Here is a 21,777-nt window from a genome sequence, read left to right as displayed (position 1 = left end):
AATACCGCCGATGAGTTCCAGCAGCGAGCGCAAGCCCGAGATCAGCTTTGCCGATTTCGATCGTGTCGACATCCGTGCCGGCACGATCGTCGAGGCTGAGCCCTTTCCGGAGGCGCGCAAGCCGGCATTCAAGCTGAAGATCGATTTCGGCCCGGCGATCGGCGTGAAGAAGTCGTCGGCGCAGATCACCAAATATTATGCGCCGGAGACGCTGATCGGCCGGCAGGTCTTCGCGGTGGTCAATTTCCCGCCGCGCCAGATCGGCCCGTTCATGTCGGAAGTGCTGACGCTTGGCTTTCCGGACGAGGAGGGCGCCGTCGTGCTCGGCGCCATCGAGCGCAAAGTGCCGGACGGCGGGCGTCTATTCTAGAACCAGCCTGGGCCGGCCTGACGTCACCGCGTTCTGATCGGCGCGCTTGCGCGGCATTCCCAGCGCTTCTTCGACAACGTCGAGGAACATCTCGGCGCATGACTTCCAGCTGTAGCGCAGTGCGCGCTGGCGCGCCTCCGCGTGGTCAATGTGAAGCGCCTTGAGCGCCGCCTCGCGCAAATCCTCGGATACGGCCCCACCGACGCCGTCGCCGACGATGTCGATCGGTCCGGTCACCGGATAGGCGGCCACCGGCGCGCCGCTGGCCAGAGCCTCGATGATGACGTTGCCGAAGGTGTCGGTGCGGCTCGGAAAGACGAAGACGTCAGCCGAAGCGTAGATTTCCGCCAGTTCGTCGTTCGGGCGATGGCCGAGGAAATGCGCGTTCGGATAGCGGGCGCTGAGCTTTGCCAGTTCCGGCCCTTCGCCGACCACCACCTTGCTGCCGGGGAGATCGAGATCGAGGAAGGCGGTCAGGTTCTTTTCGATCGCGACACGGCCGACGCAGAGGAAGATGGGGCGGGGAAAGCTGGTGTCCTTGCGTTTGTCCGGCCGGAAATGATCGGTGTCGACGCCGCGAGTCCAGGGCCTCAGCTTATCGAAGCCGCGCGAGGCAAGGTCGTCCGCCAACGATTGCGTGGCGACCAGCGTGCCCTGTCCGGAATTGTGGAAGTCGCGCAGCCAGTTATAGGCCCACCTCTCCGGCACCGGCAGGCGGGCGCTGAGATATTCGGGAAAACGCGTGTGGTAGCTGGTGGTAAAGGGACGGCCGGCCTTGCGGCAGTAGCGGCGCGCCATGATGCCGAGCGGCCCTTCGGTGACAATGTGGATGTGGTCGGCCTTTCCCGCTTCGATCAGCCGCGCGACATGACTGGGGGTTGTCAAGGCGAGCCGAATGTCCGGGTAGGTCGGCAGCGGCAAGGTGCGGAAGATGTTCGGCGTCAGAAAATCGACCTGGACTTCGAAGGATTTCAGCGTTTCGGTAAGCCGCTCCAGCGTGTGAACCACGCCGTTGACCTGCGGTCGCCATGCATCGGTGACCATCAGGATTCGCATGGCGACCCTTCGCACAGATTCTTGGGCGCGCCGGCACGATGGCGGAACGGCAGCCAGGCTGCAGCTCGCGCTTCGCTCCAGCGCACCCGGGCGGGTGCGGGATCGAAGCGGGGCGGCATGGCCGAATCGATAAAGGTCGCGCGCTTCATGCGCGCTCTTGACCATGATTTCATGACGGGGGGATGAAGGCCGTCTTTGTCCGACTAAGCCGGCACCTTGATCACGGCTCGCAAACCGCCCAGCGGGCTGTCTTCAAGCATGATGTCGCCGCCATGGGTTCGGGCGATGTCGCGGGCGATCGACAGACCAAGGCCGGTGCCGCTGGCATCGAGATTACGCGCTTCGTCGAGCCGCAGGAATGGCTTGAACACTTCTTCGCGCTTGTCCGGCGCGATGCCGGGACCATCATCGTCGATGGTGACGGTCAGCGAGCCGCGGCCGTGATTGGCATGGACCTCGACCGTCTTGGCATATCGGAAGGCATTGCCGATGACATTGGACATCAACCTGGCAAAGGCGTTCGGCCGCACATGCACGGTCGGATCGCCGGTCAGTGTCGTCGACAGCTTGCATTTGCGCAGTTGCGCTTCCTCGCCAAGCTTCTGGAAATAGGCATCGAGATCGAAGCGGCCGGTGTCTTCCGCCGCCTCGCCGCGGGCAAAGGAGAGATAGCCCTCCAGCATCGACTGCATGTCGTCGATGTCCTGGTTCAGCGCGGCCTTGGTCTCGGCCTTGCCGCCGGCCAGGGCCAGCTGCAGCTTGAAGCGGGTCAGAATGGTCCTGAGATCATGGCTGACGCCGGTCAGCATGGCGGTGCGCTGCTCGATCTGGCGCTCGATGCGCTCGCGCATCTGGATGAAGGCGAAGCCGGCGCGGCGCACTTCCTCCGCGCCGCGCGGACGGAAATCGCGCGGCATCGGCCGGCCCTTGCCGAAGCTCTCGGCGGCTTCGGCCAATGTCAGGATCGGCCTTATTTGATTGCGCAGGAAGGGGATGGCGATCATCAAGAGCACCAGCGAGGTGCCGACCATCCAGATCAGGAAGATATGGGTGTTTGAGGCATAAGCCTGGCTGCGACGCACGAAGACGCGCAGGACCTTGCCTTCGAGCTGGACGCGGACCTCGACGACATTTGAGTTGCCGACCGTGTCGATCCAGAAGGGACGGTTGATCTGCCGAGTAATCTCCGACGACAGGGCCGTGTCGAGGATTGAGAAGAACGGCTTCGGTCCGGGGGCCGGCAGGGGATCGGGCGGCAGCAGATCCACTTTCAGCTGCATACGGTCTTGGGCGATGCGAATGATGTTGGCGTAATCGGCGTCGTGGGGATAGGTCTCCATCATGTCGATGATGGCAGCGATGTCTGCGATCGTCGCCTGCGACAGGCGTTGGGTAACTGTCTGCCAGTGGCGCTCCATGAAGACGAAGGCAACGACCGACTGCAAAAGGATCATCGGCGCGATGACGATGATCAGGGAGCGGGCATAAAGCCGCTTCGGCATGTAGAGCGCGACCAGGCGCCAGAACCGGTTCCAGGCGCGCGGCATCGCCCTCAGCGTGCGCAAAGCGAGATCGCCGAGGCTCCCGGTCTTGGGCTTTTCCAGTTGCGTGGTCGCCATTCGCCCTTCCGCTCGTAGACGGCCATTCAGCCAAGGCCGTCTGCGAGCATGTTATTCCACGCTGAGCCGATACCCAATACCGCGCACGGTCTGCAGCCACACCGGATTTGACGGATCGCGCTCGATCTTGCGGCGCAGCCGGTTGATCTGGACATCGATGGTCCGCTCGCCGACATCCGATTCGTCGCCGACGAGCTCGTGCCGAGGTATGGTTTCGCCCGCCCGGGCGGCGAAGATCGCCAGGATTTCCTGCTCGCGGTCGGTCAGCTTCAGCGCCTCGCCGCCACGCTTCAGTTCGCGCTTGGCGATCTGGAACGTGTAGGGGCCGAAGACGAGCTGCTCGACTTTCGGCGTCGCCGCCGGGCCGCCGCGGCGCAGGATGTTGTTGATGCGCAGTATGAGCTCGCGCGGATCGAAGGGCTTCGGCAGATAGTCGTCGGCGCCGGCCTCGAGCCCGGTGATACGGCTGTCGGTTTCCGACAGCGCCGTCAGCATCAGGATCGGCACGTTCTTCTCGGCCCGTAGCGCCTTGGTGAGGTCGACGCCGGTTTCGCCGGGCATCATGACGTCAAGCACGAGCAGGTCGAAGTCCAGCCCCGCGAGCTTGCGCCGGGCCTCGCCGGAGTTGCCGGCAACGGTGACCCGAAAACCGTTCTCGGACAAATATTGCTTGAGCAGATTGCGAATGCGGGTGTCATCGTCGACCACCAGCAGATGCGGCGCATCATCGCCGGGCGCTGCCGGATGATCAACCTTCTCAGTGGTCTCCATTTTTCTTCCCCGATGTTTGCGCAGGCACAATGTCGATCTGCGCTCTAAGTTCCGGATTGACCATCGCCTCGAGGAATCTCTCGATCGAGGCGCGCTCGGCGGTCCCGGAATCCTCCAATGCAGCACGGATGCGGCGCGACTGTGGCCGTGCCAGCGCCAGTGCCAGCGCGCGGCCCTTGGCAGTCGGATAGAGCTCGCGCTGCCGGCGGTCGCGCAACCCTTGCACCTGGACAATATGGTCCGTGTCGATCAGCTGCTTCAACACCCGCGCCAGGCTCTGCTTGGTGATCTTCAGCACGTCGAGCAGCTCGGCAACCGTCAGTCCGGGCCTGCGGTTGACGAAATGCAGGACGCGGTGATGGGCACGGCCGAAGCCGTAATCGGCAAGGATCTGGTCGGGATCGGAGGTGAAGTCGCGATAGGCGAAGAAAAACAGCTCGATGATGGCAAAGTCGATGCCGTCCTCGTCGGTGATCGCCGTCCTGATCGGTTTTCCGGCTGCGGGGCTTCGTTCCGTCATCATTTCTCCATGCCAAGCGGGAATTACGTCAGTACTGTTGACGTAATTTCCCGCAAATGATAATTTTTGACAAGCTTTTCGGCGGATTGCGAACGAAAAGGCAAGCGGAAGCCGTTTTTCCGGAACTTCCTAAGTTTGCCAGGGATTGAATATCCGCCTACGCTTCCAGACACAGGCCGGCGGTTTCGGACCCAGTGGCGGGGCCGATACGAAAGGCTATATGACACAACGATTGGCGGGCGCCCGCCCGCGGGAGGTTTCCATGGCATCCGTTCCCTTCGATCAACTGGACGGTTTCATCTGGATAAACGGGGAGTTCGTCAAATGGGGCGAGGCCAAGATCCACGTGCTGACCCATGGCCTGCACTATGCCAGCGCGGTCTTCGAGGGCGAGCGCGCCTATGGCGGCCAGATATTCAAGCTCACCGAGCACAATGAGCGCCTGCATGAATCGGCGCGCCTGCTCGGCTTCAAGATTCCCTACTCGGTCGGCGAGATCGACGAGGCTTGCCGCAAGCTTCTGAAAAAGCAGGGTTTCAAGGACGCCTATGTGCGTCCGATCGCCTGGCGCGGCAGCGAGCAGATGGGTGTTTCGGCGCAGAACAACCGCATCAACTGCGCCATCGCCATCTGGCAGTGGCCGAGCTATTTCGACCCGGCGCAGAAGCTGAAGGGCATCCGTCTCGACGTCGCCGAATGGCGCCGGCCCGACCCGCGCACCGCGCCATCCAAGTCCAAGGCCGCCGGCCTCTACATGATCTGCACGCTTTCCAAGCACGCCGCCGAGGCCAAGGGCTACGCCGACGCCATGATGCTCGACTGGCGCGGCCAGGTGGCGGAAGCCACCGGCGCCAACATCTTCTTCGTCAAGGACGGCAAAATCCACACCCCGACGCCCGACTGCTTCCTCGACGGCATCACCCGCCGCACAGTCATCGGCCTGGCCAAGGACCGCGGCTTCGAGGTGATCGAGCGCGCCATCATGCCCGAAGAGCTCGATGGCTTTGAGCAGTGCTTCCTTACCGGCACGGCCGCGGAAGTCACGCCGGTCTCGGAAATCGGCCCGTACCGATTCGAGGTCGGCGAGATCGCCAAGACGTTGATGAACGACTATTCTGCCGCGGTGCAGCCAAAGCACGCCATCGCCGCAGAATAGCGATAGTCACAGCCTTTTTGTGCAACGGGGCGGTTTCGGGCCGCCCCTTTTATTTAGGCGCCTGCGCAGCAATTCGGCGTCTCATGGGTGCGGGCGATCCGGCGACGGCAGCGGAGCAGCCGGTGGGACTGGCAGGGCGATGGGCATACAAAGCATCATCGTCGGCGCCGGCGCCATCCTCACCGACATCATGCGCGCGGTCATGACCGTGATGAAGAATAGGCTTGGCAGAATTTCAGGCTTCCCATGGACGGCTATGGCCGCCCATTTCTTTTAGAGGGATCACCGGTGGACGCAGTCGGCTGTGCTCTCTACATCAGGGCAACACCTCGAAAGGAAAGCCATGGGTCAGCTCAATGCCGGCATCGTGCCGGTCACGCCCTTCCAGCAGAATTGCACCATTCTCTTCGACATGGACGACAAACAGGGTGTCGTCGTCGATCCCGGCGGCGACGTCGACAAGATTCTGGCGGTACTCAAGGACAACGCGATCACGGCGAAGGCGATCTGGATCACTCACGGCCATATCGATCATGCCGGCGGCGCGATGGATCTGAAGGATGCACTCAGCATCGACATCATCGGCCCGCACGAGGCCGATCGGCCGCTGCTTGCCAATCTCGAGAACCAGGCCAAGCGCTTCGGCCTTACCGATCCGGTGCGCAATTGCATTCCAGACCGTTTCGTCAGCGAAGGCGACACGGTCTCTTTCGGGGAGCATTCGTTCGAGGTGCTGCATTGTCCGGGGCACGCGCCGGGCCACGTCGTCTACTACAACCGCGCGGCCAAATTCGCCCATGTCGGCGACGTGCTGTTTCGCGGCTCTATCGGCCGCACCGATCTGCCAGGCGGCGATCACGCCGCGCTGATCACCTCGATCAAAGACAAGCTGCTGCCGCTCGGAGACGATATCGGCTTCATCTGCGGTCACGGTCCGGGCGGCCGCTTCGGCGAGGAGCGCCGGACGAATCCCTTCCTGGCCTGATCCTCTGCGCAAAGAAAAAAGCGCCGCTCGAGGGCGGCGCTTTTGCCTGGACTGGAAACCTAAGTCTTAGTTGGCAACACAGAAATGCTGTTCGCCATCGTTGCCGGTGAATGTGCCGGTACGCGAGTTGAAGGTGCGGTAGCGGTCGGAGCAATACTCGTACCATTCGCGGGTCCACGGCTCGGCATAGCGGTCGGCATAGACGACGCGCGGCTGTACATAGTAGCGGCGAACGGGGCGGTCGACATAATAGCCGTCATCATAGGCGGGATCGTAGTATCTCGGCCCAGGGTTGCTGAGAGCACTACCGATCAGGGCGCCCGCCGCCAGGCCGACAACGCCCGCGGCAAGGGCGTCGCCGCCATTGTGATGATGACGACGCCAGCGCCAATCATCAGCATTTGCCGCCGAGAAGGTGGCCAAAGTGGTCGCGGCGACGCCGGCGGTCACAATGGCGGTCTTGAGAATTCGGTTCATTTTCGGTCTCCTTCGCGCCGGCCCGCGTATTTCAGGGGATGCGGGTCGGCTTTAGCAGGGGTTAGTAGAAGACCGTGGCTGAACGGAGGCTGAACGGCACTGCGCGAACGATTTCGCGGCTCGACAAAATTCCGAGCTCTGCGGGAGCGCCCCGCCTGCTCAGTCTCCGTCGGATCTGTCTTGAGCCGGCTTAGCCGATAGACAGGTTGACGGCCTTCGGACCCTTGCCTCGCTTGTCGGGCTCGGTGTCGAATGTCACTTTCTGCCCATCCTCAAGACCGGGAAGGCCCGACGCCTGCACGGCCGAAATATGGACGAAGACGTCCTTCGCGCCATCGTCGGGCGTGATGAAGCCGAAGCCCTTGGCATGGTTGAAGAATTTGACGGTGCCGGTCTGCGGCATGGGAAGCTCCTTTGATCCCATCAAGTCAGTCTCGGGCCGGCAAACTGCCCGAGAGGAAATTTGTCCTTTATTTTAGCGCTATCGGCAAGAGAAAGTTTTCGCCTGCCAATACAACTATTTGCCGGACAAAAAAGGGCGCGACGGAACCGTCGCGCCCTCGAAAACTCAAGCTTCCTGCGAAGCCGATTCATGATCCTGCCGCGCCGTTCATCAGCGGAAGACAGGCAGCGTCGCCCGCTCAGGCGGCGCGGAGGTTGACCGCCTTCGGACCCTTGCCCATGCGGTCAGGCTCGACGTCGAAGGTGACCTTCTGGCCGTCGACGAGCGTACGCAGGCCGGAGGCCTCGATCGCGGAGATGTGGACGAACACGTCCTTGGCGCCGCCGTCAGGCGTGATGAAGCCGAAGCCTTTGGTGGCGTTGAAGAACTTTACGGTGCCGGTCTGGGCCATGGGGGAAACTCCTTCACCCGTATCAGTCTCGTGGGCTCGCCCGCTTCCTTGGGCTGATCCCGGTGTTGCTTCGGCAGTCATGCATTCGCGCATGGTCAAAGCCCCCGCCGAAAAACGGGGCCGTCAGAGATTCACACTATCGGGGAAAGGTCGTCCAAAACGTGCCGCTCTCCGGGTCGCAAATGCCCGAACACCAAATTTATTACACGGAAATGTGATGGTTGCAAGACAGCACCGCGGGCCGCCCTCGGCGCGCCCAACGCCAGGCCATCGATAGACCCGGCGCCATGACCGGTCATCGGCCAGTGAAAAGCCGGGCATGGGCCAGTGCGAGAAGCCGACCGGCGATAAATTTCGCCCGGGCAAAGCACAAGCCGGGGTTGCGTTCGATCCCAAAATGGCGAGGAATTGCGCGAGCTGGCGCGATCGCGCCTGAGCCAGATAGGAGAGGGACCTATGCGATTTCTTGCGGCAATCGTTTCGCGGCAGGGCCTTGTCGCCCTGCTACTGTCGGCATTGCTGGCGGCCTGTACCGTGGTCGTCGACGAAGGACCGCGTCCGCGTCCGCCGGGGCCGCATCCGCAGCTCTGCACGATGCAATACGAACCGGTGTGCGCAAGACGCGGCGGCGACCGCCAGACCTTCGCCAATGCCTGCCTGGCGGAGCGGGCAGGGTATCGCATCGTGCGTGACGGGCCTTGCCGGGATGGCGGCGGTGGCGGCGAGCAAACCTTCTGCACCCGCGAATACGCGCCGGTCTGCGCCAGACGCTACGGCGAGGTGCGCACTTTCCCGAATGCGTGCGAGGCCCGCGCGGCGGACTATCGCATCATCGGCGACGGGCCTTGCTAGCGGCATTGCGGGCAAGTCGCCGGAGCGCTGCCCACACACTTGCATCTGCCGCCCGCTTGGCTTAGGTCCGGCGGGCGGACAAACACGGCAGGTTTCCCATTAACAGAGATCAGAGAAGAGCGGCAAACGCGGGCGGCAAGCCAGGATCGGCGAGCCCCCTCGATCCCTATGTGCAACGGGCGCTGCAGCTGCACCAGGCAGGACGCCGGCAGGAGGCGGAGTCGCTTTACCGGCAGGTGCTGGGGCAGCAGCCTAATCATGCCGCCGCGCTGCATTTCCTCGGGCTCCTCCTGCACCAGACCGGTCGCAGCGAGGAAGGGCTGGACTTCATCGAGCAGTCGGTCACGCTGCAGCCCCAAAATGCCGATTTCCTCAACAACATGGGCACGGTGATGCGCGACCTCGGCCGCGTTGCCGCCGCCGTCGATTTCTTCCGTGGCGCGGTGGACATCCGCCCGGACCAACTCGCGGCACGCGACAATCTCGGCTCGTCGCTGAAGCAGCTCGGCCAGTTCGATGGCGCTGAGGAGATCTATCGCAGCACGATCGGCCGCAACCCGTTCCATGTCCGCGCCCGCATCGGCCTTGCCGAAACGCTGCAGGAAGCCGGGCGGCTCGACGAGGCGATTGCGCTCTTCCGCGAGTCGCTGTCGATCCGGCCCAAGGATGCCGAGCTGCTCTACGGACTGGGCGTCGCCCTGATGGAGAAGGGCAAGCTCGCCGAGGCCGCCGATCTTGCCCGCCAGGCGGTGGCGATCGCTCCGGCGATGGCGAAAGCCTGGCTTCTGCTGACCCAGGTCAAGCGCCAGACAGAGCGCGACGCCGAGCTTGCCGGCATGGAGGCCGAGCACGCCAAGGCGCCGCAGGACAGCCTTGCGCGCATGCAGCTTTCCTTCGGCCTCGGCAAGGCCAATGACGATCTGAAGGATTATGGCCGCGCCTTCGACTATTTCGCCGAGGGCAATGCGATCCGCCGCAAGGGCATCGACTACGACCCGGTGAGAACGCGCGACGAGTTCGAAGCGATGAAGTCGGCCTTCGACAAGGCCTTCTTCGAAAAGCACAGGCCGAGCGACATTTCCGACGACACGCCGATCTTCGTCGTCGGCATGCCGCGTTCCGGCACGACGCTGGTCGAGCAGATCATAGCCAGCCATCCGCAGGTCTTTGGCGCGGGCGAGCTCAGCATCCTGAAGTCGGTCGTCGGCAAGCAGTTTCCGATGAGCATGCCGGGCGGTTTTCCCTCAGGGATAGCCGACATGCCGGACAAGGCCTTTGCCGAGGCCGGGCAGGCCTATATCGACATGCTGCATGCCCGGTATCCGGGCTTCCGCCATGTCACCGACAAGATGCCGGGCAACTTCCTGCTGGTCGGCTTCCTGCACATGATGCTGCCGAAGGCGAAGATCGTGCATTGCGCGCGCGACGCCGCGGCCACGTGCCTGTCGATCTTCAAAGTGCATTTCCGCGGCGACAGCCATCGTTACGGCTACGATCTCGGCGAGCTCGCCGATTTCCATAACCTCTACACCGATATCATGGCGCATTGGCACAAAGTTCTGCCCGGCGTCGTCCACGACGTCCGCTACGAGGATTTCGTCGCCGATCAGGAAGGCCAGACGCGGGCGCTGATGGCGCATCTCGGCCTGCCTTGGGACGACAAGGTGCTGGCGTTCCACGAGACCGACCGGCCGGTGCGAACGGCGTCGGCCGCGCAGGTGCGCCAGCCGATGTATCAGGGCTCGGTCGACCTGTGGAAGCGTTATGGGGAGCGGCTGAAGCCGCTGCTCGTCAAGCTCCAGAACGGATAGGGCCGGGTTGGATGGTAGGCCGCTTGCTCTCAGCCATCGCAGGCCTGTGAGATTAGCCGCTGCCTCGCAACCTCGTCATTCCAGGGGGAAGCAGGAGCTCCGTTCCTGCTCCGCCCTGGATGAGGACCGAATCGGCTGTGCTCAAACCTCGATAAATGGCTGGAAGCCGCCGAAGATCATGCGCTTCCCGTCGAAGGGCATTGTCGACCAGTCCATCTTGAGACGTTCGTCGGCCATCACTTTCGCCATGACCGCGTCGCGGCTCTGCCTGGATTCGTAAACGACCCAGGCAAAGATGACGACTTCGTCGTCCTTCGCCTGCACGGCGCGCGGGAACGAGGTCAGTTCGCCATAGGGCACGTCGTCGCCGATGCATTCGACATAGGCGAGCGCGCCGTGCTCCTTCCAGACGGCGCCGGCATTCGCAGCCATTTTCTTGTAGTCATCAAGATTTGCCTTCGGCACGGCAAGCACGAAACCATCGACATAGGACATGGGTAAACTCCTTCGCTGAAAACGAGCGCCGGGCCGGCGGGGATACGACCCGGCGCGGGTGAGCGCGTCAGCCCTGGGATTGGCGGCCGACGCTTGCTGGGAAACCTATTTTACCGGCGCGTTCATCGCCCAGGCGACGCCGAAGGGATCCTTCACCTGGCCCCAGCGGTCGCCCCAGAACATTACCTGGAGGGGCGTGACGACTTCGCAGCCGGCGTCTACCGCGCGCTTCCACCAGGCATCGACGTCGTCACTACCGAGATGGAGTTGGAGCGTATAACCCTGCGCCGCCTGATGCGGATGGCCGTGCTCGGGATAGGCGTCGCCCAGCATGAGCGTCGAGCCGTTGACATAGAGATGGATATGCATGGTGCGGCCCTTGTCGTCCGGCGGATAGGCAAAGACTTCCTCGGCCCCGAAAGCCTTCTTGTAGAACTCGGCCGCCTTGATGGCGCCGTCGACCTGCAGATAGGGGGTCAATCCGCCAAGAACTTTGGCGCGGGGCGGGTTCTGGTCGGTCATTTCACGTGTTCCTCTTCACGGGTTGATTGGGCGTTGCGATCAAAAGACGGACGAGGCGACAGCAATCCTACACGGGCAGCGGAATTTTTTTAGCGGGCCCGGGCCCGGACCGGCCGCGCAGCCGGTGAAGCCGATGACCGTCGCATGAACCCGTTGGTCGCTTTCAAATGACGTCGGTCGAGAAGGTGGCTGTGCAGCGGCCGTTTCGCGTGTCGAGAATTTCCGGAAAACCGATGTCCTTGCGCAGGTCGGCCGGCAGCGAAAGCAGAATGCGCTCGCTGCGGTAGCGGGCGCGCGCCGTCGCATATTGGCTGGCGATGCGGCTGATGGATGACAAGATGGACATGATAAACTCTCCCTGGTTGGTGCCGTCAGCACCGTGTCGGCATCCCAAGGACGAGGAATGCTGCGGCAATCCGACAGGTCACCGGAATTTTTCATGCGCGCCCGGAAAGCCGGCCCGTATAGGCCGGCCCCCCGTATAGGCCGGCCTTGTCGTGGCTATCAGCGCTCCGTCGCGGCCACCGAGCGGAAGAACCCTTCCGGACTGTCGACTTCGGTCAGCCGCCGCTTCTCGATCAGCCAGAACCGGTTGCCGATCGCGCGGATGAAGGAGCGGTCGTGCGAGGCGAGCAGGCAGCTTGCCTGATGCTTCAGCAACTCGTCCTCCAGCGCTTCCTGGCCGTCAATGTCGAGGTGATTGGTCGGCTCGTCGAGGAGGTAGAAATTGGGGTTGAGGAGCCGCAGCACCAGCAACATCAGCCTCGACCGCTGTCCGCCCGACAACGCGGCGATCCTTTTCTCCTGCATCTCGATGGCGACGCCGGCGCCGGCGAGAAGCGAGCGCGCCCGCTGCTCGCCGATTTCGAAGCGGTGCGAGACCATCGCCAGTGGGGTGTCGCCGCCGCCGATGCCGGACAGAGCCTGGTCGCTGTAGCCGAGCGCGGTCGACGGTGTCACCTTGATGCTGTCTTCCGACCCCGGTTCGGCGATGGCGGCGCGGATCATCGCAATGAAGCGCGATTTGCCGACACCGTTCCGGCCGAGCAGCACGATGCGGTCGCCTTGGCAAATATGGCGCTTGCCGGTCCTGAACAGCAGCGTGCCGTCGGGCGTTTCGACCGCCGCGTCGTCGAGCGTGATCAGCACCTTGGCGTGAGTGCCGCGGTTCGCCAATCGGATCGCGCCGGCCGAACGCTCGCGATGCGCTGCCACGGCTGCATCTTCCAGCCTTTCGGCCCGCTCCCTGAGCTGCTTGGTTTTGACCGTCAGCAGGTCGCTGCCGGAATTGATGCCGATGTTGTTGAGCTTGGCTGCCTGCCGGCGCAACTGCTGTGCGACCTTCATGTCGCGCTCGAACCGCCGCGCCGTCGAGGCGTCGACCTCGTCGAGCGCCTGCCGGGCGCGCGAATAGGGCAGCGAAAACACCGGCGATTCTTCCGGGCGCAGGAACAGCGTGCGGTTCGTGGTGGTGTCGAGAAAGGCGCGGTCGTGGCTGGCGATGATCACCGGCACATCGCGTGGCAGCGCGTTCAGCCAGGTTTCCAATTGGCTGATCCTGGCCAGGTCGAGATGGTTGGTCGGCTCGTCGAGCAGAAGCACGTCCGGGTCGGTGACCCAGACGCGGGCGATCAGCGCCAGCCTTTGCCAGCCGCCGCTCAAGGCCCGCATCGGCCTGTCGCGCATGTCCTCAGGCACATCGAGCGAATCCAGCACCACGTCGACGCGCCAAAGCTCGCTGCCAAGCTGCTCCGGCGGCAAGGCATCGGCAACCACCTGATGGAAGCTGCGGTCGAGCAGCGCGTCGGGGACGGATTGCTCGACATGGCCGACGCGCAAGCCGCGCGTCCGGGTGATATCGCCGCTCGTGGCGTCCAGCTCGCCGGCCAGGCATCTGAGCAGGGTGGATTTGCCACGGCCGTTCGCCGCGACGATGCCCAGCCGGTCGCCGGCACCGATGATGAGGTCGAGGTTGGAGAAGAGCGGCGCACTCATGGTGACGCCGAGGGATTTGAGGCTGATCAGGGCCATGTCGATTTCTCTGGTCTTGCCGGAGCCCGGCTCAATGCACTTTGACGGTGCGCCGGTAGGCCATCAGGCCGAGATCAGCGGCACCACGAAGGGCAGACCAAAAATCGAAGCGGGGGAAAATTCCCGGACCGTCCTGGTCAGCCCTGCAAGCAAGCTCGCAGGGCACAGACAGGGCCGCGCTGACGGTGGTGATCGATAGACACGCAGCCCTCCTTTCCAGATGTTCGAATTGGGAAACTGGGTACACCTCGGGAGGGGGACATGGCAAGGGGCGGCAGGACAGAGCGGAGCGCTGAAACTGCCGACCTCCCTCTTGTGGGCCCATTGTGGGGGAGATGTCCGGCAGGACAGAGCGCTGTCCCGCCGGCATGTCAACATCAATCTCTTCAGAAATCAGTGCCCCGGCCGCCCAGTCTTGCTCGGCCGGCGCTTTTGACGGCGCTCATCGGCTGGGTCTTCGTAAGAGCCGATGCCAGAGCGCTGGCGGACGATGGGTTTATCGTCGCGTTCCTTCGCGCCCCCCTCTGTCCTGCCGGACATCTCCCCCACAAGGGGGGAGATTGGCCGTGGCTTCGTAGGCACCGTTCCTTCGACGGGTTTTTCGGTACGGCGCACCGTCATCTCGTCGAGCGAGTTCTTGCGGAACAGCGACCCGGTGCGATCGCCCGGGATGCCGAAGTCGGAGCCATGCGCTTCCTGCGCCGACTGCTTCTTGAACAGCGAACGCGAGACCGCGCCAGCGGGTGTTGCCATATCGGTGCCCGGTCCCATGTCGTCGATCGAGGGCCTGGCGAAAAGAGGCTTCTTCACCGGCACCGCGCCGTCCGCGCCCATCTCATCGAGATCCGGCTTGCGGAACAGGCCCTTGCCGTCGTCATCGACGGTGCGGTGCACCGCACGTCCCTTGTTGTGCCTGCCTTTCTCGCGGCCGGAAACCGGGCTTTCCATGTCGGCGTAGCGGGCGAGCGGATCGTCCGAGATGGACAGCTCCATTTCGCGCAGCCGCTTGATCTCGTCGCGGATGCGGGCGGCCTTCTCGAAGTCGAGATTGGCGGCGGCATCGCGCATCTGCTTGTCCAGCGCCTCGAGATGGGTTTTCAGATTGTTGCCGATCATGGCGCCGGCATCGTCGGTGAACTGCGAGATGTCGGCGCGCACGTGATCCTTCTCGTAGACGGAGTCGAGGATGTCGGCGATGCGCGACTTGACCGATTCCGGCGTGATGCCGTTGGCCGCGTTCCACTCCATCTGCTTCTCGCGGCGGCGGTTGGTCTCCGCCATCGCCCGTTCCATCGAGCCGGTGATCTGGTCGGCGTAGAGGATGACCTTGCCGTCGACGTTGCGGGCGGCGCGGCCGATGGTCTGGATCAGCGAGGTTTCCGAACGAAGGAAACCTTCCTTGTCGGCATCGAGGATGGCGACGAAGCCGCATTCGGGAATGTCGAGGCCTTCGCGGAGCAGGTTGATGCCGACCAGCACGTCGAAGGCGCCGAGGCGCAGGTCGCGCAGGATCTCGATGCGCTCCAGCGTGTCGATATCGGAGTGCATGTAGCGGACTCGAATGCCGTTCTCATGCAGATATTCGGTGAGGTCTTCGGCCATGCGCTTGGTGAGAACCGTGACCAGCGTACGGTAGCCCAGCCTGGTCGTCTCACGGATTTCGCCGACGACATCGTCGACCTGGCTCTTGGCGGGGCGCACCTCGACCGGCGGGTCGATCAGGCCGGTCGGGCGGATGACCTGCTCGGCGAAGACGCCGCCGGACTGGTCGAGCTCCCAGCCGCCCGGCGTCGCCGAGACGGCGATCGACAGCGGGCGCATGGCGTCCCATTCCTCGAAGCGCAGCGGCCGGTTGTCCATGCAGGAGGGCAGGCGGAAGCCGTACTCGGCCAGCGTCGCCTTGCGGCGGAAGTCGCCGCGATACATGCCGCCGATCTGCGGCACTGTGACGTGGCTCTCGTCGATGAAGATCAGCGCATTGTCCGGCACATATTCGAACAGGGTCGGCGGCGGCTCGCCCGGCTGGCGACCGGTGAGATAGCGCGAATAATTCTCGATGCCGGCGCAGGAACCGGTCGCCTCGAGCATCTCGAGGTCGAAGCGCGTGCGCTGCTCGAGACGTTGCGCTTCAAGCAGACGGCCAGCCTTTTCAAGCTCTTGCAGGCGGTATTGCAGCTCTTCCTTGATCGACTTGATAGCCTGATTCAAGGTCGGCCGCGGCGTCACATAGTGCGAATTGGCGTAGATCTTGACGCTCTTCAGCTCGCCGGTCTTCTGGCCGGTCAGCGGATCGAACTCGGTGATCGCCTCGATCTCGTCGCCGAACATCGAGATGCGCCAGGCGCGGTCTTCGAGGTGGGCCGGAAAGATCTCGATCGTGTCGCCGCGCACGCGGAACGAGCCGCGCACGAAGTTGATGTCCTGGCGCTTGTATTGCTGGGCGACGAGGTCGGCAAGCAAGGCGCGCTGGTCGAGCCGGTCACCGACCTGCATCTGGAAGGTCATCGCCGTGTAGGTCTCGACCGAGCCGATACCGTAGATGCAGGAGACGGAGGCGACGATGATGACGTCATCACGCTCCAGCAGCGAGCGCGTCGCCGAGTGGCGCATGCGGTCGATCTGCTCGTTGATCGAGGATTCCTTCTCGATATAGGTGTCGGTGCGCGGGACGTAGGCTTCCGGCTGGTAGTAGTCGTAATAGGAGACGAAATACTCGACCGCGTTTTCGGGGAAGAATTTCTTGAACTCGGCATAGAGCTGCGCGGCCAGCGTCTTGTTCGGCGCCAGGATCAGGGCAGGGCGCTGCGTTTCCTCGATCACCTTGGCCATGGTGAAGGTCTTGCCGGAGCCGGTCACGCCGAGCAGCACCTGGGTGCGGTCGCTTTGCTCGACACCCTCGACAAGGTCCTTGATGGCGGTCGGCTGGTCGCCGGCGGGCTCGAAATCCGACACCATCTTGATGGCGATGCCGCCTTCCGATTTTTCCGGCCGGGCAGGCCGGTGCGGCGTCCAAAGCTGGCCATCCTTGTGCAGCGGATTGCCGGATTCGATGAGCCTCGACAGTGCGGCGACGGTCGCGGTCACACCGCTCGAGGAAACCTGCTCGGCGTCCTCCAGGCTGATGTCGAGGCCGGCCACCGGGTTGAGGCCGGCGGCGGCGCGTTCTTTCGCCGATGCCGCGCCGCCCATCGAGGTGCCGCGCGCCGTGCGCCCGGGCGCAGCAGAGCGCTCGGGGATTTTCTTCGGCGCTTTGGCCTTCGGCTGCTTTTGCGCCTCGCGCTCGATCTGTCCGGCCCAATCGGAGATCGAGCCGGTGAGAGGCGCGCCGGAGAACTCGCTTTGCGGCGCTTCGGCGAAGCCGCCGCGCTCCAGGGGCTCGGCGGCGTCGAGGAATTCGGTCAGCGGACTGCGCCGTTTCGGCGCGCCCTCTTGCGCCGGCGAGGGCGTTTTCTTGTCGGTGCGTTTGGCCATGGCCCGAATATGGGAGGACTCGGCCGAAATGGAAAGAGCGGAGTGGAATGGCGGGTGCGCGCTGCCGAGCCTGCTGACAGAAGGCTGTCAGGAGGCATGTCGCACGCGCTGTTTCGTTTCAGTTGAACCACAGCGCGAATATCAGGAAGCCGGCGCCGCCGAACTCGCGCTGAATCTGATTGAAATCGTCGCTGGTGAGGATTTTTCCACTTTCGAGATAGGGCGCGATGGCCGGGCCGGTGATCGACAGGACGAGGTCGAAAGGTTTCGGCTCGTCGAAGAAGCGCTTCATGTTGATGCCTTTGCCGATGATGCGAAAATGCGGCAGCAGTACGCGGCCTTCAAGAAGGTCCTCTGCCATGGTCAGGGCGGCAAGCCATGCCTTCACTTGCGCCTCGCCGACCTCGAGGCCGGTGAGCGGGTTGACGCCCTTCTGCTGCGGTCCCGGCAGCCATTCGCGGTCATTGTCGGTTTCGGCGAGTATCGCTTTCCAGTCCTCGCGCGAAAGCCGGATCATCTCCAGCAGGTGACGGCGCGCCGCCTTCCGGCGCTCCGGCTCGATCACCGGCCAGTTGACGAGATGCACCAGCGAGATGAAGTCGGCAAAGCGCCATTCCGAGGCGAAGATGCTGCCGCTCATGCCGCCATCCGGCGGGACCAGCGCGTCCTGCAGCGGCAGTTTCGCGTGCGGAAACAGCATGTGGAAAGAGCCGTCGAACATGGCTCTGACATCATGCGCCAGCCAGAAATCGGCCTGCGCCATCAGGAACTCGGCGTAACCTTGCAGCCAGAAGCCGTCGGCGCGGTCGAAGCGGAAGGCAAGCGAAGGGGCGGCATCGCTCGCGTCGACGCCGCGTGAGAGCGAGGCCATGATCGCGGCGATGCTTTCGTCCGGCGCGATGTTGCCGTCCTCGTTGAGATCGATACCGGCATGAGCGAGGTCGACCACCATGCCGATATCGGCATCGGCGGGCACCGAGCCCAGCGTGGCGGCGGATTTCTCCAGACGGTCGCGGAAAGCGATCAGGATGGCGCGGAACTTTTCATAGGTCAGCGGCTCGGGACTGGGATTGTCCGGCACGGGCAGCCGCATCAGCGGTAGCATGAAGGATTGCGGGCTCTCGAAACCGTGCCGATGCAGACCGCTGGCCAGGATTTCCAGCGCGGTAAAGAATTCGCCGGCGCCGGCGGCATAGGCCGATGCCGGATCGCCCGGTGCCGCCGCCTCCAGTGCCGCCAAGGCAGTATTCCGATCCGCTACGGTCTTCGCCTCGAACAGGGCGGCCGGGTCGGGGCTAGCCGCTTTGGCGTAAGCAAACGGCAGGAGCAGCAAGAGTGTGAGTGCCACAAGGCCCGACAGTCGCTTCACGATGGATCCTCCCGTCCCAATCCCGCCAGCCACAATATACGGATTTGCGGCGCTTCGCCTGCAGCTTTCTCCTGTCGCGAAGACGGTCTACACACGATGGCAAACGGTTGAGGCATCGCGTGTCGAATTATCCGCTCTCCTACAAATTGTCGTGGCTGCCGCGTTTTCTGAAGCCGTCGCTTGGCGGCGACAGAAACGGTTTCGCGGCGCCGGCAGCGACGCTGATGGTGCCGGGGCCAACGCAAACTGTGCGGCTTGCCTTCATCGGCGACCTGTCGGCGGTCGCCAATCGCACGGTGCCGGAATGCGACCCTGCGATCGCGGCGCTGCTCGCTTCGGCCGATCTCGTGGTCGGCAATTGCGAAAGCCCGATCGTCGAGCGGCCGAGCGCGGTGGCGGGCACGCGGCTTGGCACGCATCACGCGATGAGCGAATGCTTCCTGGCGGATTCGCTGGCAGCCGTCGGCATTGCCCGTGACAGGCTCGTGCTGTCGCTCGCCAACAATCATGTCCTCGACCAGGGCGTTGCCGGCTTCGACGAGACGGTCGCGGCGCTGAAGCGGCTCGGCATCCGCACCATCGGCACCGCGGCCGGCGGCCCGGTCCAACACCAGGCCGCCGGGCCGCTGACGATCGGCTTCGCCGCGTTCACGCTTTGGCGCAACGCTGACGAGGCCGAATTTCGGGCGCGGATTTCCATGGCGGGCGATCCGGCCGAATGGCCGCTCGGGATCCTCGCGGACGTCGACTTGCTCTGCGCGGTGCCGCATTGGGACTGGGAGTTCCGACATTTTCCGAGACCTGCGACGCGGGCACTGGCGCGACGGCTGGCGGGTTACGGCGTGCGGCTGATCGCCGGCCACCACGCCCATGTCGTGCAGCCGCTCGAGCGCATCGGCGATGCGCTCGTGGCCTACGGTCTCGGCGACTTCCTCGGCACGGCTTTTGCCAGGCAGCCATGGCCCGGCCGCATCGGTTCGATCCTGGTCGTCGACGTCCGCACGGACGCAGCCGCGCGAGGCAAGATTGCCGCTTACAAACTGCATTTCTTCATGCGCCTCGCCAAAGGCGGCCATGAGCAGCTGGTGCCGGTGGAGGCGCTGAAGGAGGAATTGTTGAAGCGGAAGGTTACCGAACGCCTGAGCGCGATCTTTTCCGGCTGACAGCCGACTGCTGACCGGGCCGACTGGCTGCGGCGAGCTTGCCGCAAAGGCAGCTGTAATGCCTTGGATGCAGTTCAGCAGTCGAAGCCGTATTGGGTGCGCATGTAATCCGCTTCTTCCTTGGACATTTTCTTGAACATCACGCAGACGGTGAAGCTGCCGACCTGATGGCGGTCCCTGGTGTATCCCCAGTCGGAGATATCGTCCTTGGAGAATTCGATGTTCTGGCCGAATACCACGTTGCGGACGAGTTTCGGCTCGTTCGCCAATATGCCGACAAAGCCGGTGGCGGTCCGCTTGAAGGGGATGACCCAGCAATGCTCCGTCGCATGTCCGTCGACCACCATGACCTTCAGCTTGAACCTGCCGGTTCCCGGCGGCGGCGCGTCGGACAAAGCCAGGAAGTCGTCCAGGCTGGATCGTGCCTTTGCAATCGCCGCCGCCATTTCGGCATCGTCCGGGGCTACCATCACCGTTTTGTCGTCACCTTGATCGGTGTCCTGCGCTCGAACAGGCAAGGGCGCGAGTGCCAGTAACAAGCTTAGTGTGGCGCGAACGGCAAAGGTCATGAAGCCCCCCAACTCCAGGTAGGCGCTCATCTTCCCGCATCGTGCCGGCATTATCAATCAGGCACTGCATTGTTCCGGCGCGCCAGCGGCGGCCTTCGTCTGCAGCGTTCCGGTACCCCTATGGTTTTTGCGGGGTGGTCAGTCTATCCGTCACGAGCGGATGGTAACGGGAACGGAAGCGCTCTCGGTCGTCAAAGAGTCGAAAGCGCCGAGCGCCGGAGAGGACAGGACATGCGAATGAAACTTGGTGCCACGGCGATGATCCCGGCGAGGATGCAGACGTGACCTTGCCCGGCGGTAAGAGGGCCAGGGTGCGGCTCGACCGCAACGACTTCGCCACTTTCTCCGGCGGCAGGTTTTCCTTTGTTCATCCGAGCAGCATTTCCGTCACCAAGACGGATCTCGGCGAGAGCATCACCCAATACCTCGCTGCCTCGGCCCTCGGCACCGTCGTCGTGGTGCAGGAATACGGCAAGATGGATCCGGTGTCGCTCAATCAGCTGATGCTGCAGGAGATGACCAAGGAGTCGGTTCAGGCGGGCGGCACGCTGATACAGGAGCCGACGACCCGCAAGCTCGCCTACGGCAAGCAGTTGACCGGCATCAAGACAACCGTGAAGACGCGTACCGACAAGGCCGATTTCGAGATCGTCGGCTTCGGTCTTGCCGATCAGGGGCTGCTGTTCATCACGCGCATCGGCGATCAGGACACCGCAACCGAGCAACCGATGATCGACAAATTCTGGCAGACGCTGAAGGTCAAACTGTAAGGCGCGCTGATATTCAAGTGCCTGGAATACCGGTTTCGTGCGCTTCCGGTGCTGGATTACAGCCCGCTCGGCACCAGTCCCGCCAGCCAGTTCGCCGATCGCTTTGCCATGTCCACCGTCGCGTTGGCCGCGCGGCCGAGATCGGTCTTGACCACGGCATAACCAGCCTTGGTGCGATAGAGCACGGCGCTGCCGCCGTCGACCGCGGCCTCGAAGGCAACAGGCCGCGCGGCTTCCGTCTCGCTCGCCGTCACCGTCGTGCCGACCGGGACGCTCGGCCGACGGCTGAGCTCGGGCGGCAATGGGGCAATGGGTTCGACGACGCGGTTCGGCGGCCTCAGCTCCGGCCTTGACGCTTTGGCTGCGAGCTCCGAAGTCGATGCCGACCCTTTGGTGCGGCAGATGCCGGAAACCAGCGGATAATTGAAATTGCGCTGATGCAGCATCTGGCTCTTCATCGCCGCTTCGCAGTCGGCAATCGTCGCCCATTTGGCGGGAGTCTCGCCGATATACTCGCAGAGCTTGGCGTCGCAGTCGCAGCCGACAATGGTCATGGCGACAAGGGCGGTCTTGATCACGGTCTTGTCCCTTTGAACTTCGTTCCCAGGCGATCAATCGCCGGGGAACAAGGCGGGATTTGGCCGCGATTGTGAATTGAGAGTGTCGGCGCGTTGCTTGGCTTGCGACTGTGGCGGGGAAGCATCAGTGGCAGATGCTGGGGAGGTGCAGGACGCTGGGAAAAGGGCCGGTGAAAGGGGCAGCCCAAAAAACAGTCGGCGCTGGGATTGCTCCCAGCGCCTCCCTGTCAGATCAGGAACCGGTTACGGCAGCAACTTCCGTAAAGTCGTCGCGCCAGGCCGGCCTTGATTTTGACGGTCCTGCCAGTCGCCACCCGAAGGCAGCGTCCGTTCCAGAC

At 63.6% G+C, this 21,777-nt stretch carries 24 protein-coding genes; 8 read left to right on the top strand and 16 right to left on the bottom strand.

Features of this window, described 5'->3' with window-relative positions:
* Positions 1–10: 10 nt before the first annotated feature.
* A complete protein-coding gene (locus P9230_RS06525) occupies positions 11–370 on the top strand; it encodes a tRNA-binding protein (RefSeq protein ID WP_066994400.1) in 360 nt (119 codons plus the stop codon).
* Here P9230_RS06525 and P9230_RS06520 read toward each other — a convergent pair.
* The 5 genes from P9230_RS06520 to P9230_RS06500 are packed head-to-tail and all read right to left on the bottom strand — an operon-like array spanning position 362 to position 4,336.
* On the bottom strand, positions 362–1,426 hold the full coding sequence (locus P9230_RS06520; RefSeq protein ID WP_278117982.1) for a glycosyltransferase family 1 protein: 1,065 nt from the start codon (positions 1,424–1,426) through the stop codon (positions 362–364). The genes P9230_RS06525 and P9230_RS06520 overlap by 9 nt on opposite strands.
* On the bottom strand, positions 1,414–1,575 hold the full coding sequence (locus P9230_RS06515; RefSeq protein ID WP_164746746.1) for a hypothetical protein: 162 nt from the start codon (positions 1,573–1,575) through the stop codon (positions 1,414–1,416). The genes P9230_RS06520 and P9230_RS06515 overlap by 13 nt, the downstream gene beginning before the upstream one ends.
* A 54-nt stretch (positions 1,576–1,629) precedes the next feature.
* On the bottom strand, positions 1,630–3,045 hold the full coding sequence (locus tag P9230_RS06510) for an ATP-binding protein (RefSeq protein ID WP_082953957.1): 1,416 nt from the start codon (positions 3,043–3,045) through the stop codon (positions 1,630–1,632).
* A gap of 51 nt (positions 3,046–3,096) precedes the next feature.
* The gene (locus tag P9230_RS06505; RefSeq protein WP_059188911.1) at positions 3,097–3,816 is read right to left on the bottom strand and encodes a response regulator transcription factor; all 720 of its coding nucleotides are present in this window, start codon (positions 3,814–3,816) and stop codon (positions 3,097–3,099) included.
* Positions 3,803–4,336 carry a MarR family transcriptional regulator gene (locus P9230_RS06500; protein WP_095777371.1) on the bottom strand — a complete coding sequence of 178 codons (534 nt, stop codon included), beginning with the start codon at positions 4,334–4,336 and terminating at the stop codon, positions 3,803–3,805. Before P9230_RS06500 ends, P9230_RS06505 begins: the two co-directional genes overlap by 14 nt.
* Before the next feature lie 262 nt (positions 4,337–4,598).
* Here P9230_RS06500 and P9230_RS06495 point away from each other — a divergent pair, with 262 nt between their 5' ends.
* The 3 genes from P9230_RS06495 to P9230_RS06485 all read left to right on the top strand — a co-directional run bounded on the left by P9230_RS06495 (position 4,599) and on the right by P9230_RS06485 (position 6,477).
* On the top strand, positions 4,599–5,492 hold the full coding sequence (locus tag P9230_RS06495) for a branched-chain amino acid aminotransferase (protein WP_278117979.1): 894 nt from the start codon (positions 4,599–4,601) through the stop codon (positions 5,490–5,492).
* Positions 5,493–5,631: 139 nt separating this feature from the next.
* On the top strand, positions 5,632–5,769 hold the full coding sequence (locus P9230_RS06490) for a hypothetical protein (protein WP_164763686.1): 138 nt from the start codon (positions 5,632–5,634) through the stop codon (positions 5,767–5,769).
* A 66-nt stretch (positions 5,770–5,835) separates the two neighbouring features.
* Entirely contained in the window at positions 5,836–6,477 is a 642-nt protein-coding gene (locus P9230_RS06485) for an MBL fold metallo-hydrolase (RefSeq protein ID WP_278117976.1), read from the top strand.
* Positions 6,478–6,543: 66 nt separating this feature from the next.
* On the opposite strand, the gene P9230_RS06480 is transcribed toward P9230_RS06485, so the two are convergent.
* The 3 genes from P9230_RS06480 to P9230_RS06470 all read right to left on the bottom strand — a co-directional run bounded on the left by P9230_RS06480 (position 6,544) and on the right by P9230_RS06470 (position 7,808).
* Entirely contained in the window at positions 6,544–6,954 is a 411-nt protein-coding gene (locus P9230_RS06480) for a BA14K family protein (RefSeq protein WP_066994411.1), read from the bottom strand.
* 190 nt (positions 6,955–7,144) lie between these two features.
* Positions 7,145–7,357, bottom strand: a complete 213-nt coding sequence (locus P9230_RS06475; RefSeq protein WP_006202521.1) for a cold-shock protein — start codon at positions 7,355–7,357, stop codon at positions 7,145–7,147.
* 238 nt (positions 7,358–7,595) lie between these two features.
* Positions 7,596–7,808 carry a cold-shock protein gene (locus tag P9230_RS06470; RefSeq protein WP_006202520.1) on the bottom strand — a complete coding sequence of 71 codons (213 nt, stop codon included), beginning with the start codon at positions 7,806–7,808 and terminating at the stop codon, positions 7,596–7,598.
* Positions 7,809–8,264: 456 nt separating this feature from the next.
* Between P9230_RS06470 and P9230_RS06465 the strand changes: the two genes are divergently transcribed.
* Together P9230_RS06465 and P9230_RS06460 are read left to right on the top strand one after the other, a co-directional pair.
* Positions 8,265–8,660 carry a Kazal-type serine protease inhibitor domain-containing protein gene (locus P9230_RS06465; RefSeq protein WP_067326597.1) on the top strand — a complete coding sequence of 132 codons (396 nt, stop codon included), beginning with the start codon at positions 8,265–8,267 and terminating at the stop codon, positions 8,658–8,660.
* Between the two features lie 170 nt (positions 8,661–8,830).
* Positions 8,831–10,471 (top strand): tetratricopeptide repeat-containing sulfotransferase family protein, encoded by a 1,641-nt coding sequence (locus tag P9230_RS06460; protein ID WP_278087240.1) that lies wholly within the window; start codon positions 8,831–8,833, stop codon positions 10,469–10,471.
* Positions 10,472–10,612: 141 nt separating this feature from the next.
* Here P9230_RS06460 and P9230_RS06455 read toward each other — a convergent pair whose 3' ends face one another.
* The 6 genes from P9230_RS06455 to P9230_RS06430 all read right to left on the bottom strand — a co-directional run bounded on the left by P9230_RS06455 (position 10,613) and on the right by P9230_RS06430 (position 18,359).
* Positions 10,613–10,966 (bottom strand): DUF1428 family protein, encoded by a 354-nt coding sequence (locus P9230_RS06455; RefSeq protein ID WP_067326604.1) that lies wholly within the window; start codon positions 10,964–10,966, stop codon positions 10,613–10,615.
* Between the two features lie 105 nt (positions 10,967–11,071).
* Complete coding sequence (locus tag P9230_RS06450; protein ID WP_066994423.1) at positions 11,072–11,488, bottom strand: glyoxalase/bleomycin resistance/extradiol dioxygenase family protein; 417 nt, start codon at positions 11,486–11,488, stop codon at positions 11,072–11,074.
* Positions 11,489–11,651: 163 nt separating this feature from the next.
* Complete coding sequence (locus tag P9230_RS06445; RefSeq protein WP_067326607.1) at positions 11,652–11,834, bottom strand: hypothetical protein; 183 nt, start codon at positions 11,832–11,834, stop codon at positions 11,652–11,654.
* Between the two features lie 158 nt (positions 11,835–11,992).
* Complete coding sequence (locus tag P9230_RS06440; RefSeq protein ID WP_278117974.1) at positions 11,993–13,519, bottom strand: ABC-F family ATP-binding cassette domain-containing protein; 1,527 nt, start codon at positions 13,517–13,519, stop codon at positions 11,993–11,995.
* A gap of 393 nt (positions 13,520–13,912) precedes the next feature.
* Positions 13,913–16,990, bottom strand: a complete 3,078-nt coding sequence (uvrB, locus tag P9230_RS06435) for an excinuclease ABC subunit UvrB (protein WP_278117972.1) — start codon at positions 16,988–16,990, stop codon at positions 13,913–13,915.
* Positions 16,991–17,108: 118 nt separating this feature from the next.
* Positions 17,109–18,359 (bottom strand): hypothetical protein, encoded by a 1,251-nt coding sequence (locus P9230_RS06430; protein WP_278117970.1) that lies wholly within the window; start codon positions 18,357–18,359, stop codon positions 17,109–17,111.
* A gap of 119 nt (positions 18,360–18,478) precedes the next feature.
* Between P9230_RS06430 and P9230_RS06425 the strand changes: the two genes are divergently transcribed.
* Positions 18,479–19,522 (top strand): CapA family protein, encoded by a 1,044-nt coding sequence (locus P9230_RS06425; RefSeq protein WP_278117968.1) that lies wholly within the window; start codon positions 18,479–18,481, stop codon positions 19,520–19,522.
* Positions 19,523–19,596: 74 nt separating this feature from the next.
* Here the strand turns inward: P9230_RS06425 and P9230_RS06420 are convergent, their stop codons facing one another.
* The gene (locus P9230_RS06420; protein ID WP_347403972.1) at positions 19,597–20,121 is read right to left on the bottom strand and encodes a DUF2314 domain-containing protein; all 525 of its coding nucleotides are present in this window, start codon (positions 20,119–20,121) and stop codon (positions 19,597–19,599) included.
* A gap of 251 nt (positions 20,122–20,372) precedes the next feature.
* On the opposite strand from P9230_RS06420, the gene P9230_RS06415 reads away from it, so the two are divergent.
* Positions 20,373–20,861 (top strand): hypothetical protein, encoded by a 489-nt coding sequence (locus P9230_RS06415; protein ID WP_278117966.1) that lies wholly within the window; start codon positions 20,373–20,375, stop codon positions 20,859–20,861.
* Positions 20,862–20,917: 56 nt separating this feature from the next.
* Here the strand turns inward: P9230_RS06415 and P9230_RS06410 are convergent, their stop codons facing one another.
* Entirely contained in the window at positions 20,918–21,439 is a 522-nt protein-coding gene (locus P9230_RS06410) for a hypothetical protein (protein WP_095826559.1), read from the bottom strand.
* Between the last annotated feature and the right edge of the window lie 338 nt (positions 21,440–21,777).

The sequence above is a fragment of the Mesorhizobium sp. WSM4887 genome (assembly GCF_029625865.1).
Classification (GTDB): Bacteria; Pseudomonadota; Alphaproteobacteria; order Rhizobiales; family Rhizobiaceae; genus Mesorhizobium.
Note: the sequence above shows the minus strand (reverse complement) of the source record. Positions and strands in the feature narration are given on the sequence as shown.